We start from the raw sequence: 13,200 nt of genomic DNA on the forward strand, positions 1-13,200 counted from the left end.
AGGCGGCGCGAGACGATCACGCGCATGATTTCGTTCGTGCCTTCCAGGATCTGGTGCACACGGGCATCGCGCAGGTAGCGCTCCAGCGGGTACTCGCGCGTGTAGCCGTAGCCGCCGTGGATTTGCAGCGCCTCGTTGCACACGCGAAAGCCGATGTCGGTTGCCAGCTGCTTGGCCATGGCGCAGTACACCGTGGCCTGCGGCGAGCCGCCATCGAGCTTGGAGGCGGCCAGGCGCACCATCTGGCGCGCGGCCACCAGCTCGGTTGCCATGTCGGCGATCTTGAACTGCAGGGCCTGGAAGCTGTTGAGCTTGGCGCCGAACTGGCTGCGCTCGTGCATGTAGCGCCGCGCCGCGTCCAGCGCGCCCTGCGCCGCGCCCACTGAACAAGTGGCGATGTTGATGCGGCCGCCGTCCAGCCCTTTCATGGCGATGCGAAAGCCCTCGCCTTCCTGGCCCAGCAAATGCCCGGCCGGCACCAGCACGTTGTCGAACGCGATGGCGCGCGTGGGCTGGCTGTTCCAGCCCATCTTCTCTTCCTTTCGGCCAAAGGCGATGCCGGGGCTGTCGGCCGCCACCAGCAGAGCCGAGATGCCGCTCGCGCCCTCGCCGCCGGTGCGGGCCATGACCACCAATGCGTCGGTGGCGCCCGCGCCCGAGATGAAGGCCTTGCCGCCATTGAGCAGGTAGTGGCCGCCCTCGCGCCGCGCCGTGGTGCGCAGCGCTGCGGCGTCCGAGCCGGCGCCGGGCTCGGTCAGGCAATACGACGCGAGCTTCGCGCCGGCCGCGAGGGCCGGCCCCCAGGCAGCCGCTACCGCTGGCTGCGCCCAGCGCGTGACCATCCAGCTCGCCATGTTGTGGATCGTGAGATAGGCCGTGGTCGACGGGCAGGCCGCGGCCAGCTCCTCGAACACCATCGTCGCGTCCAGCCGCGACAGCCCGAGGCCGCCATGGCGCGCATCGGCATAGAGTCCGCAAAACCCGAGCCGGCCCGCGGCGGCCAATGCCTCGCGCGGAAAGATGCTCTCGGCGTCCCAGCGCGCGGCGTGCGGCGCGAATTCGCCGATGGCGAAATCGCGAGCGCTTTGCCTAAACGCGCGCTGGTCTTCGGACAGTTCGAAGTCCATGGCGTGCTTCAGCGAAGACTAATCGTCGTATTCACGCCCGTCGAAACACTGCTGTCGTCGAACCAGCGCTCGGTAATGGTCTTGGTCTGCGTGTAGAACAGCACCACCTGCTTGCCATAGGGCCCGAGATCGCCGAGCTTGGAAGCACGCGAGCCGGTGAACGAGAACAGCGGCACGGGCACCGGGATCGGCACGTTGATGCCGACTTGGCCGACCTCCACGTTCTCCTGGAACTTGCGCGCCGCCGCGCCCGACTGGGTGAACAGCGCCGTGCCGTTGCCATTGGGGTTGGCGTTGATCAGCTCGATGGCTTCGTCCAGGCTCGCCGCCTCTGCGATGCACAACACCGGGCCGAAGATTTCCTGTTCGTACAGCGCCATGCCGGGCTTCACGCCCGAGAAGACGGTAGGGCCGACGAAATTGCCTTCACCCGCGGCACCGGCCAGCGCAGGCAGCCGGCCATCGAGCTCCAGCCTGGCGCCTTCGGCTTCGCCTTGTGCGATCAGGCTTTCGACGCGGTCCTTCGCGGCACAGGAAATCAGCGGGCCCACATCGGTGCCGGCCAGCGCGCCGTTGCCGACCGACAGCTTCTTCGCGCGCTCGACCAACTCGGGGATCCAGCTTTGCGCCTCGCCCACCAGCACCGCGACCGAGACCGCCATGCAGCGCTGGCCAGCCGCACCGAATGCGGCGCCAACCAGGTTGTTCAGCGTCTGCTCCTTGTGCGCGTCGGGCAGGATGATGGCGTGGTTCTTCGCACCCATCATGCATTGCACGCGCTTGCCGGCCTGCGAGGCACGGTGGTAGACATGCGTGCCCACGCGGGTGGAACCGACGAAGGACACGGCCTTGATGTCGGCGTGGTCGCAGATGGCATTGACCACGTCTTCGCCGCCGTGCACCACGTTGAGCACACCGGGCGGAATGCCCGCCTCGATGGCCAGCTCGACCAGGCGCATGGTGCTCATCGGGTCCTGCTCGGAGGGCTTGAGCACGAAGGTGTTGCCGCAGGCAATTGCCATCGGAAACATCCACAGCGGAATCATCGCCGGGAAGTTGAAGGGCGTGATGCCCACGCACACGCCCAGCGGCTGCAGCAAGGTGTAGGTGTCGACGCCGCCGGCCACGTTGTTGGCCAGCTCGCCCAGCTGCAGGTTGCCGATGCCGGCGGCATGTTCCACCACTTCCAGCCCGCGGAACACATCGCCTTCGGCATCGGCCAGGGTCTTGCCCTGCTCGGCCGTCAGGATCGCCGCCAGGTCCTTGACCTGCTCGCGGATCAACTGCTGGTACTTCAGGAAGATGCGCGCGCGCTGGCCGATCGGCGTCTTGCGCCAGGCCGGAAAAGCGGCCTGCGCCGCGGCCACTGCGGCCTGCACTTCATCGGCCGTGGCCAGCGGCACGCGGGCCAGCACCTGCTGCGTGGCCGGGTTCACCACCTCGCGCCACTGGGTGCTGCGCGAGGTGACGAATTCGCCGTTGATCAGCAAGGGCACGGTGGGCGGTGAGGGGTTGGTCATGGTGGAGCTTTCGGCAGCGCGGTGCGCTGAGTTCGTTCACACAGAATCTATCCACAAGCTTCACAACACGCCATAAACTGTTGATGTGAAAAGGAAAATCTGCAAATGTCTTCACAACACCATGACTGATTTTGCGAAGTTTGTGAAATGAGCAGCGTGCGCAAACTCTTCGTCGGGCCGCGCGTGCGGCGCCTGCGCGAAGCGCAGGGCTGGAGCCAGGGCGCGCTGGCGCAGCGGCTGGCGCTGTCGCTGAGCTATGTCAGCCAGATCGAGAACAACCAGCGCCCGGTCACCGCCGGCGTGCTGCTGAAACTGGCCGAGGCCTTTGGCGGCGACGTGGCGCAGTTCTCCGAAGAACAGGACAAGCGCCAGCTGGCCGAGCTGGACAGCGCGCTGCACGACCGCGGGCTGCGCGCCGAGCCGCTGCCGCCGGCCGCGCTGGCCCGCCTGGTGGAGCAGGCGCCGGAACTGGTGGACGCGTTCTTGACGCTTTATCAACGCCACAGCCGGCTGCAGGAAGAGCATGCCCAAACGGTGGACCGCTTCTACGGCGAACTGGGCGCCGACCTTGGCGACGGCCGCCTGCGTGAGGCGCAAGTGCCGCTGCCGCACGAAGAGGTGCGCGACCATTTCAACCGCCGCAACAACTACCTCGATGCGCTGGACCGCGCGGCCGAGGCGCTGGCCGACGAGCTGGCGCTGAGCCCGGGCCAGCGCGCCGTGGCACTGCAGGCGGCGCTGCGGGAACGCTGCGGCGTGGCCGTGGCCGGCGCGGCGGACGAAGCACCTCATGCGGCGCCGGGCAGCACGCGTTGGCTGCGCCGCTACGACCCGCTGCGCAAGCGCCTGAGCCTGGCCAGCGGGCTCAGCGATGCCCAACAGGCCTTCCAGATCGCCACGCAGTGGGCGCTGCTGGTGCAGGCCGATGCCCTGGAGGCGCAGTTGCACGAAGGCGGCTTCGCCGATGCCGCCTCGCAGGCGCTGGCGCGGCAAGGCTTCGCGCACTATTTCGCCGGCGCCGTGTTGCTGCCCTACGGCCCGTTCCTGGAGGCCGCGCGCCGCTGTCGTTATGACGTGGAATTGCTGCAGCAGCTGTTCCACGTCAGCTTCGAGACGGTGTGCCACCGCCTGTCGACGCTGCAGCGGCCCGGCGCGCGCGGCGTGCCGTTCTACTTCGTGCGCCTGGACCAGGCCGGCAACATCTCGAAGCGGCAGAGCGCCACGGCCTTCCACTTTGCGCGGCATGGCGGCGCCTGCCCGCTGTGGCATGTGCACGAAGCCTTTGCGCAGCCCGGCCGCATCCTGACCCAGGTCGCCGAGATGCCCGACGGCACGCGCTTCTTCGGCATCGCCCGCACCATCGAGCGCGGCGGCGGCGGCTTCAAGGCCAGCCGCAAGCTGTTCGCGATCGGCCTGGGCTGCGAGCTGTCGCACGCGCCCGCGCTGGTCTATGCCGACGGCATCGCCACCGAGGCGCCGCGCGACGTGATGCCGATCGGGCCTGGCTGCCGCGTCTGCCCGCGGGCCGATTGTGTGCAGCGCGCGTTTCCGCCGGCGGGCAAGGCGCTGGTGGCGGACAGCGATGCGGAGTCGCTGGTGTCTTATCGGTTCGAGGCGGGGTGAGATGGTGGCGTTTTTTTTGGCTGTTGCTTCGGCGAGGGCCGTCATTGGCTTGTGTTGCCTGGTGTGGCGACTTTTGCCTTGCACTGCGCCGGGATTCCGCCTTGGCCGGGGGCTGAGACCTGCCAAGTAGCCGGGTCTCGCCCCGGCAGGCGAGTCCCTTTTGTCCGGCGACAAAAGGAACCAAAAACGCCTGAAAACCAAACGTTCATTCGTGCATCCGCACGCGAAGTGCAGCCGCGCCACTGGCGGCTCCCCAGTGGCATTCTTAATACCCCGAACCGTCGGTCACCAGATTGGCAGTGACAACACGCTGGCATTCGAAAGCGTGCAAGCCTCTGGACGAATGGGCGCAAAGCGCCCGGCGAGCAGTGAAAGCGGCGCCCTGCTTTCGAATGCCAGGGCGCGGCATGTGCCAATCTGGTGACCGACGGTTCGGGGTATTGAGAATGCCAGGGGCGTGTTCACAGTTGTGCCTCCGTGCTGGCGTGACGGAGGCACTGATGAACGTTTGGTTTTCAGACCCTCTTTCTTGGTTACTTCTTTCTGGGTCAGCAGAAAGAAGTGACCCGCCTGCCGGGGCGGAATCCCGGCCACGTCCAAGTACGCCGGCATCGAATGACGCCCCCGACCGAACGACCGCAATGGGCCGAAACCGGCTATCCACAGCATCTCGGTCCACAAACCACAACCCGTGCGACACAGGTCGGAGCCATTGACATGACGACGAACCCCTCCGTGCTGATGGCCCTGGCCAGCGCCCTGGCCAGCCGCCGCATCCGCGTGATCGACCTGACGCAGACCTTGACGCCCGATTTCCCGCAGATCGCGCTGCCGCCCGAGATGGGCCAGTGCTGGCCATTCCGCATTGAAGAGGTGTCGGCCTACGACGAGCGCGGCCCCGGCTGGTACTGGAACAACTTCTCCTGCGGTGAACACACCGGCACGCACTTCGATGCGCCTATCCACTGGATTTCCGGCCGCGAGCTGCCGAACAACGCGGTCGACACGATTCCGGTGCAGCACTTCGTCGCGCCGGCCTGCGTGATCGATTGCTCCGAGCAGGTCAAGGCCGATCCGGACTACCTGCTGACTGTTGCCGACATCGAGCGCTTCGAAACCGCGCATGGCCGCATCCCGGCCGGTGCCTGGGTGCTGATGCGCAGCGACTGGTCGAAACGCCAGGACCCCGAGGCCTATCAGAACTTCGACGAGACCGGCCAGCACACGCCGGGGCCGAGTTCGGAGGCGGTGCAGTTCCTGGTCGAACAGCGCGATGTGTTGGGCTTCGGGTCGGAGGCCATTGGCACCGATGCCGGCCAGGGCTACCACCTGCGCCCGCCGTACCCCTGCCACTACTACATGCACGGCGCCGGCCGCTACGGCCTGCAGTGCTTGTGCAACCTCGATCAACTGCCGCCCGCCGGCGCCGTGCTGATCTGCCCGCCGCTGAAGATCCAGAAGGGCAGTGGCTCGCCCTTGCGCGTGCTGGCGCTGGTGGAGGATGGCGCATGAATTCGTGCGCACCGAAGGTCGCCTGCGTCACCGGCGGCAGTGCCGGCATCGGCCGCGCAATCTGCGAAGACCTGCTCGCGCAGGGCTACGAGGTGGTCTCACTGGCCCGCCGCCACTGCGACATCGACCATGCGAAGCTGCACAGCATCGAGGTCGACCTGAGCGACCGCCAGGCGACTGCCGACGCGGCGCGCGAACTGGCGCAGCGCTTCGAGATCACGACGCTGATCCACAACGCCGGCGTGATCCGCCCCGCGCTGCTGGCCGACGTGAAGCTCGATGACCTCGATGCACTGGTCGAGCTGCACCTGGGCTGCGCAATCCAGCTGCTGCAGGCGGCGCTGCCGGCGATGCGCGCTCGCCGCTTCGGCCGCGTGATCCTGTTGTCTTCTCGCGCCGCGCTGGGTGCCGCTACACGCACGAGTTACTCGGCCACCAAGGCCGGCATGCTGGGCATGGCGCGCACCTGGGCGCTGGAGCTGGCGGCCGACGGCATCACCGTCAACGTCGTCGCGCCGGGCCCGATCCACACCGACATGTTCTACGACGTGATCCCGGCCGGCAGCGAGCGTGAACGTGCGCTGGCCGCGTCGATTCCGGTGCAGCGCATTGGTGAGCCGGGTGATGTCACGCGGGCCGTGGCCTTTTTCGCCGATTCGGCCAACAGCTTCGTCACCGGCCAGGTCTTGTACGTCTGCGGTGGCAGTAGCGTGGGCGGCCTGACGCTATGACGCCTTGCCGCGCTGCCGACATCGCCGCGCTGGTGCAGGACGACCGCGTGCACCGCGACCTGTACCTGAGCCCGGCGCTGTTTGCGCTGGAGCAGCAGCACTTCTTCGCCAACACCTGGCAGTACCTGGGTCATGCCAGCCAGGTGCCGACCGCCGGCGACTACCTGGCGGTACAGATCGCAGGACGCCCGCTGCTGCTGGTGCGCCAGGCCGACGGCGCGCTGCGCGTGCTGGCCAACCGCTGCGCGCACAAGGGCACGCAGCTGGTCAGCGATGCCAGCGGCAACACCGGCAAGTTCTTCCGCTGCCCCTACCACGCCTGGACCTACAAGCTCGACGGTGCACCGCTCGCGATCCCGCTGAAAAGCGGCTACGAAAACACGCGCCTGAAGTCCTGCGAGTCCGGCCAGGGCATGGCCGCGCTGCGGCATGTGGCGCTGTACCGCGACTTCGTGTTCGTCAAGCTCGGCGATGCCGGGCCGGACTTCCACGGCTACCTCGGCGACGCGCTGCAGGCCCTGGACAACCTGGCCGACCGCTCGCCGCTGGGCCGGCTGCGCATCGAAGGCGGCGTGCTGCGCAGCATCGTGCACTGCAACTGGAAGATGTACTTGGAGAACATCAACGACACGGTGCACCCGATGTCGACGCATGAATCGGCCACCGCTGCCGCCAACCGGCTGTGGCAGGGCCAGCCGGCCGATGCGCCAAGAGCCTCAAAGTCAGCGATGGCGATGGAGCAGATCCTGCCCTTCGGCGCCGGCTACGACTTCTTCGACCGCATGGGCGGCCGCGTCTACCCGAACGGCCACAGCGTGCTGGGCGTGAACTTCAGCATCCACTCAGGCTATGCGCAGCTGCCGGACTATGAAGCGGCGATGCGTGCGGCGCACGGCGAAGCGCGCGCGACCGAGATCCTGCAGCGCTCGCCGCAGAACGCGCTGTGTTTCCCCAGCCTCGCGGTGAAGAGCTCGCCGCAGGCCATCCGCGTGATCCGCCCTCTGGCGGTGGACCGCACGCTGATCGAGGCCTGGAGCTTTCGCGCCGAGGGTGCGCCCGACATCCTGTTCGAGCGCGCGATGACCTACAACCGGCTGGTCTTCTCGCCGATGTCGGTGGTGGCGCACGACGACGTGCACCTGTTCGAGAGCATGCAGCAAGGCCTGCAGGCCGAGGGCAATGACTGGATCAGCCTGCACCGCGACTTCGATGCGCGCGAGCTGGAGGCCGGCACGCAGACCGTCAACGGCACCAACGAGCTGCTGATGCGCAACCAGTTCCGCGCCTGGGCGAAGTTCATGACGCTGACGATGCAGGACTGAGGCGATGGATACCACCACCGAACGCGAATTGTTCGACTTCATCGCCCAGGAAGCGCGGCTGATCGATGCGCGCCGCTTCGACGAATGGCTGGCGCTGTTCGCCGACGAGGGCCGCTACTGGGTGCCGCTGCGGGGCAGCGAGCAGGCCGAGGGCGCGGCGCACAACGCGCTGGCCGACGAGGACCGGCTGCTGCTGGCGCTGCGCATCGAGCGGCTGAAGCACCCGCGGGCGCATTCGCTGCAGCCGATGAGCCGCTGCCAGCACATCCTGCAGCAGCCGCAGTTGCTGCAGGCCGACGATGACATCGGGCGTTATGAGCTGCACACCCCGTTCCTCTACATCGAAACGCGCGGCGAGCACCAGCTGATGCTCGCCGGCACCGTGCACCACCGCCTGCTGCGACGCGGCGGCCGCTTGCAGATCGTGCTGAAGCGCGTCGATCTGCTGAACCCCGGCGCCGCCTTGCCGGCGATCCAGTTCTTTCCCTGACCTGTTGTTCCACCCACCGGAGAAGCCGACATGAATACCTTGATCCGAACCGCGGCCTTGACCGTCGCCACCCTGGGCTTTGCCGCGGCCACGCTGGCCGCCGACCTGAAGGTGGGCTTGAACGTGTCGATGTCGGGGCCGAACTCGTCGATCGGCATCCCGTACGCCAAGGGCATGCAGGCGGCGCTGGCCTTCAAGCCCGAGATCAACGGCCGCAAGGTGCAACTGGTGGTGCTGGACGATGCCTCCGATCCCACCACGGCCGGCCGCAATGCGCGCAAACTGGTCGAAGAGGACAAGGTCGACGTGCTGATGGGCGCTTCCGGCGTGCCGGCCTCGCTGGCCATGGCCCAGGTCGGCAAGGAAGCCAAGGTGCCGATGATCGGCCTGAGCCCGCTGCTGATGGACGCTGCCGACAACGCCTGGGTGGTGACGGTGGCGCAGCCGCCGCAGCTGATGATCGATGCGGTGGTCGACCGCATGAAGCGCAATGGCGTCAAGACGGTGGGCTACATCGGCTATTCCGATGCCTGGGGCGACCTGGTCTTCAACGCGCTGAACAAGGCCGCCGAGCCGGCCGGCATCAAGGTGCTGGGCAATGAACGTTATGCGCGTGGCGACGCCTCGGTGACCGGGCAGGTGCTCAAGCTGGTGGCGATGCGGCCCGATGCGGTGATGACCGGCGGCGCCGGCACGCCGGGCGCCTTGCCCTTCCTGGCGCTGGCCGAGCGTGGCTTCAAGGGCGGCGTGTACGGCCAGCATGCGCTGATCAACCCGGACTTCATCCGCGTGGCCAGCGCCTCGGGCAATGGCGCGCTGATGCCCACCGGGCCGGTGATCGTGGCCGAGCAACTGCCGGCCGACTACCCGACCAAGAAGGTGGCGTTGGACTTCCGCGCGGCCTTCCAGAAGGTCAACAACGCGCCGACCACCGATGCCTTCTCGGCTTATTCGTTCGATGCGTGGTTGATCTTTGCCGACGCGGCAGCCCGCGCCGCCACGGCCACCAAGGCCGAACCCGGCACGCCCGAGTTCCGCGCCGCTCTGCGCGACGCCATCCTCACCAGCAAGGAAGTGATCGGCACGCATGCGGTCTACAACTTCAAGCCGGGCAATCTGTACGGCGTGGACAACCGCGCCCGCGTGATCGTCAAGCTCGACAACGGCCAGTGGAAGCTGGTCCCCTGACGTGAACCACCCTCGACGACTCGCCGCTGCAGGAGCTGCACCATGACTTGGGACGTGGCCTTGATCCTGGGCATCGACGGCCTGGCCAACGGGGCGGTGTACCTGCTCGCCGGCCTGGGGCTGGTGCTGATCTTTTCGGTGACCCGCGTGGTCTTCGTGCCCTTTGGCGACGTGGCGGCGTTTTCGGCGCTGAGCCTGGCCGCCTTCGAGGCCGGCCGCACGCCGGCCACCATCGGCCTGGTGCTGACGCTGGCGGCGCTGGCGGTGGGGGTCGAGGTGGCGTCGCTGCTGCGGCGCGGCGAGGCCCGGCGCATTCCGCGGGCGCTGCTGGGCTGGGGTCTGCTGCCGGCGCTGCCCTGCCTGGCGGCCTGGGCGATCTCCGGCCCCGGCGTGCCGGCAACGCTGCGCATCGCCGTGGCCGTGGCGCTGGTGGTGCCGATCACGCCGCTGGTGGCGCGCGTGGCGCTGCAGCCGGTCGCCGATGCCTCGGTGCTGGTGCTGTTGATCGTCTCGCTGGCGCTGCACTTCCTGCTGTCGGGCCTGGGCCTGCTGTTCTTCGGCCCGGAGGGTTCACGCACCGCGCCGCTGGCCGACGGTGCGCTGACGCTGCCCGGTGGCTTTCCGCTCAGCGCGCAGGTGATGCTGATGATCGGCGCCGCGGTGGTGCTGAGCGCGATGTTCTTCCTGCTGTTCGAGCGCACGGTGGCCGGCAAGGCCTTGCGCGCCACCGCGGTCAACCGCGTCGGGGCGCGACTGGTCGGCATCCGCCCAGCGCGCACCGCGCTGCTGGCCTACACGCTGGCCTCGCTGCTGGCCGGGCTGATCGGCGTGCTGGTGGCGCCGGTGATGACGATGTACTACGACTCCGGCTTCCTGATCGGCCTGAAAGCCTTCGTCGCCGCGATCATCGGCGGCATGGTCAGCTACCCACTGACAGCCGTCGGCGCGCTGGCGGTGGGCGGTGTCGAGAGCTTCGCGTCGTTCTGGAGCGGCGCCCTGAAGGACGTGATCGTGTTCAGCCTGCTGATCCCGGTGCTGATGCTGCGCTCCTTCATGGCCCGGCATGTGGAAGAAGAAGCCGAGGAGATTGATCGATGAATCCGCGTCGCGTGCTTCTTGCGGGCGTGCTCGCCGCGCTGGCCGTTGCGCCCTGGCTGCTGGGCAACTTCGCCGTTTCGCTGCTCAACGACATCGGCATCGGCGCGCTGGTCGCGCTGGGCCTGGTGCTGCTGACGGGCGTGGGCGGCGCCACCTCCTTCGGCCAGGCGGCCTTCGTCGGCATCGCCGCCTACGCCACGGCCTGGCTCACCACCGCGCAGGGCGCCTCGCCCTGGCTGGGGCTGCTGTTCGCGCTGGCGCTCACCGGGCTGGTGGCGCTGGCCATCGGCGCGCTAACGCTGCGCTTGGGCGGCCACTTCCTGTCGCTGTCGACCATCGCCTGGGGGCTGTCGATCGCGCTGCTGTTCGGCAACATGGATGCGCTGGGCCGCCACACCGGCCTGTCCAACATCCCGCCGCTGCAGCTGGGGCCCTGGTCGCTGGCCAGCCCGCGCGCCATCTACTACCTGATCTGGGCGCTGCTGGGCGCGGCCTGCTGGTTCAGCCACAACCTGCTGCAGTCGCGGCCGGGCCGCGCGATGCGCGGCCTGCGCGGCGGCGCCACCTTGCTGGCCAGCGTCGGCGCCGATGCCTTCCGTGTGCGGCTGACGCTGTTCGTGCTGGCGGCGCTGCTGGCCGGCCTGGCGGGCTGGCTGTATGCGCACATGAACCGCTTCGTCAGCCCCTCGCCCTTCGATGTGCGGGCCAGCATCGAATACCTGCTGATGGCCGTGGCCGGTGGCCTGGGCCAGCTGAGCGGTGCGCTGATCGGCTCGGCACTGGTGCTGATCCTGAAGAACGGCCTGCAGGATGTGCTGCCGCTGCTGTCGCCGCGCGCCGGCCAGCTGGAAGCCGTGGCGTTTGCGGTGCTGTTCATCCTGCTGCTGCATCGGGCGCGCGGCGGGCTGATGAGTTTTGCGCTGCGCTGGTTCAAGTTCCTCCAGCCTTCTGAGGCGTTAGCGTTCGAAGGGCCCGCAAGCGCCGCCCTACCGCTGCCGCGCCGCAGCCTGCCCACGCGCGGTGAGCCGGTGCTGTCGGTCCAGGGCGCGGTCAAGCGCTTCGGCGGCCTGGTGGCGGTCAACGACGTCAGCTTCGATGTGCGCGCCGGCGAGATCGTCGGCCTGATCGGCCCCAACGGCGCCGGCAAGTCGACGATGTTCAACCTGCTCACCGGCACCGCGCCGATGAGCGCCGGGCGCGTCGAGTTCCTCGGCCGCGACATCACCGGCCTGGCGCAGCAGCGCGTGGCGCGGCTGGGGCTGGCGCGCAGCTTCCAGCATGTGAAGCTGCGCCCGCACATGAGCCTGCTGGACAACGTGGCGTTGGGCGCGCATGCGCGGGCCGGCGGCGGCGTGCTGGCAGCCGGGCTGCGCCTGGACCGCCGTGCCGAGGCGCAGATCCTGGCCGAGGCGCGGCATCAGCTGGCGCGCATCGGCCTGGCCGCGCGCGCGCATGAGCTGGCCGGCAGCCTGCCGCTGGGCACGCAGCGCATCCTGGAGATCGCGCGCGCGCTGGCCGCCGACCCGGTGCTGCTGGTGCTGGACGAGCCCGCCGCCGGCCTGCGCCGCAAGGAGAAGCAGGCGCTGGGCGATCTGCTGCGCAAGCTGCGCGACGAAGGCGTGACGATCCTGATCGTCGAACACGACATGGACTTCGTGATGAAACTGGTGGACCGGCTGGTCGTGATGAGCTTCGGCGCCAAGCTGGTGGAGGGAACGCCGGCTGCGGTGCGTGCCGATCCGCAAGTGCAGGTGGCCTACCTGGGCACGGCGGTCGAGAAGCCGGCGGCAGCCTTGTCCGCATCGAACGAGTCGGCTGAGCCGGCGAGGGCTGCGTCATGAGTGCATCGATGAGTGCTCCCGTCAGTACAAGCACAGGCACGTCCACGAGCCCGTTGCTGGAGATCACGGACCTGCACGTCGCCTATGGCCAGGTCGAAGCCGTGCGCGGCGTGTCGCTGTCGCTGATGCCGGGACAGATCGTCTCGGTGATCGGCCCCAACGGCGCCGGCAAGACCACGCTGCTCGGCGCGGTGATGGGCTTGCTGCCCTCGCGCGGCGGCCTGCGTTTCGATGGCGAAGACTTGGCAGACGTGGATGTCGAATCGCGTGTCGAGCGTGGGCTGTGCCTGGTGCCGGAAAAGCGTGAACTCTTCGGCGAGCTGACGGTGCTGGACAACCTGATGCTCGGCGCCTATGCCAAGCGCTTGTCGGGCGCCACGCTGCGCAGCCGGCTCGATGCCGTGCATGGCCGCTTCCCGCGCTTGGCCGAACGCCGCCGGCAGCGCGCCGACACCTTGTCCGGCGGTGAGCGCCAGATGCTGGCGCTGGGCCGCGCGCTGATGTCGGCGCCGCGCCTGCTGATGCTCGACGAGCCCAGCCTGGGCCTGGCGCCGCTGGTGGTGCAGGAGATCCTGGCCATCGTGCGTGGGCTGCGCCGCGACGGCGTGGCGATCCTGCTGGTCGAGCAGAACGCGCGTGCCGCGCTCGACAGCTCGGACCTCGGCTACGTGCTGGAGACTGGCGAGGTGGCGCTCAGCGGCGCGTCCAGCGCGCTGGCCAGCGACCCGCGTGTGCAGGCCACCTACCT

Annotated in this window: 11 protein-coding genes; 9 read left to right on the forward strand and 2 right to left on the reverse strand. The window is 68.5% G+C overall.

From position 1 onward, the window contains the following. Positions 1 to 1,127, reverse strand: a 1,127-nt coding sequence (locus tag VLK61_RS18420) for an acyl-CoA dehydrogenase family protein (RefSeq protein ID WP_325423080.1), incomplete at its 3' end; no start/stop codon positions are given. Positions 1,128 to 1,135: 8 nt separating this feature from the next. Next, entirely contained in the window at positions 1,136 to 2,647 is a 1,512-nt protein-coding gene (locus VLK61_RS18425; protein WP_325423081.1) for a CoA-acylating methylmalonate-semialdehyde dehydrogenase, read from the reverse strand. Positions 2,648 to 2,794: 147 nt separating this feature from the next. On the opposite strand from VLK61_RS18425, the gene VLK61_RS18430 reads away from it, so the two are divergent. The 9 genes from VLK61_RS18430 to VLK61_RS18470 all read left to right on the forward strand — a co-directional run. Next, positions 2,795 to 4,270, forward strand: coding sequence for a helix-turn-helix domain-containing protein (locus VLK61_RS18430; RefSeq protein WP_325423082.1), 1,476 nt, complete (start codon positions 2,795 to 2,797; stop codon positions 4,268 to 4,270). Positions 4,271 to 4,987: 717 nt separating this feature from the next. Continuing rightward, positions 4,988 to 5,782 (forward strand): cyclase family protein, encoded by a 795-nt coding sequence (locus VLK61_RS18435; protein ID WP_325423083.1) that lies wholly within the window; start codon positions 4,988 to 4,990, stop codon positions 5,780 to 5,782. Continuing rightward, complete coding sequence (locus VLK61_RS18440; protein ID WP_325423084.1) at positions 5,779 to 6,513, forward strand: SDR family oxidoreductase; 735 nt, start codon at positions 5,779 to 5,781, stop codon at positions 6,511 to 6,513. Before VLK61_RS18435 ends, VLK61_RS18440 begins: the two co-directional genes overlap by 4 nt. Beyond that, positions 6,510 to 7,835 carry an aromatic ring-hydroxylating dioxygenase subunit alpha gene (locus tag VLK61_RS18445; RefSeq protein ID WP_325423085.1) on the forward strand — a complete coding sequence of 442 codons (1,326 nt, stop codon included), beginning with the start codon at positions 6,510 to 6,512 and terminating at the stop codon, positions 7,833 to 7,835. The genes VLK61_RS18440 and VLK61_RS18445 overlap by 4 nt, the downstream gene beginning before the upstream one ends. A gap of 4 nt (positions 7,836 to 7,839) precedes the next feature. After that, entirely contained in the window at positions 7,840 to 8,325 is a 486-nt protein-coding gene (locus VLK61_RS18450) for an aromatic-ring-hydroxylating dioxygenase subunit beta (RefSeq protein WP_325423086.1), read from the forward strand. A gap of 30 nt (positions 8,326 to 8,355) precedes the next feature. Further along, positions 8,356 to 9,513, forward strand: coding sequence for an ABC transporter substrate-binding protein (locus VLK61_RS18455; protein ID WP_325423087.1), 1,158 nt, complete (start codon positions 8,356 to 8,358; stop codon positions 9,511 to 9,513). A gap of 42 nt (positions 9,514 to 9,555) precedes the next feature. After that, complete coding sequence (locus tag VLK61_RS18460) at positions 9,556 to 10,611, forward strand: branched-chain amino acid ABC transporter permease (RefSeq protein WP_325423088.1); 1,056 nt, start codon at positions 9,556 to 9,558, stop codon at positions 10,609 to 10,611. Then, positions 10,608 to 12,452: a branched-chain amino acid ABC transporter ATP-binding protein/permease gene (locus tag VLK61_RS18465; RefSeq protein ID WP_325423089.1), complete on the forward strand. Its 1,845-nt coding sequence runs from the start codon at positions 10,608 to 10,610 to the stop codon at positions 12,450 to 12,452. Before VLK61_RS18460 ends, VLK61_RS18465 begins: the two co-directional genes overlap by 4 nt. An 8-nt stretch (positions 12,453 to 12,460) precedes the next feature. Then, positions 12,461 to 13,200 (forward strand): ABC transporter ATP-binding protein (locus VLK61_RS18470; RefSeq protein ID WP_325423090.1); only part of this gene is annotated, 740 nt, incomplete at its 3' end.

The sequence above is a fragment of the Aquabacterium sp. genome, from assembly GCF_035476535.1.
GTDB lineage: Bacteria > Pseudomonadota > Gammaproteobacteria > Burkholderiales > Burkholderiaceae_C > Pseudaquabacterium.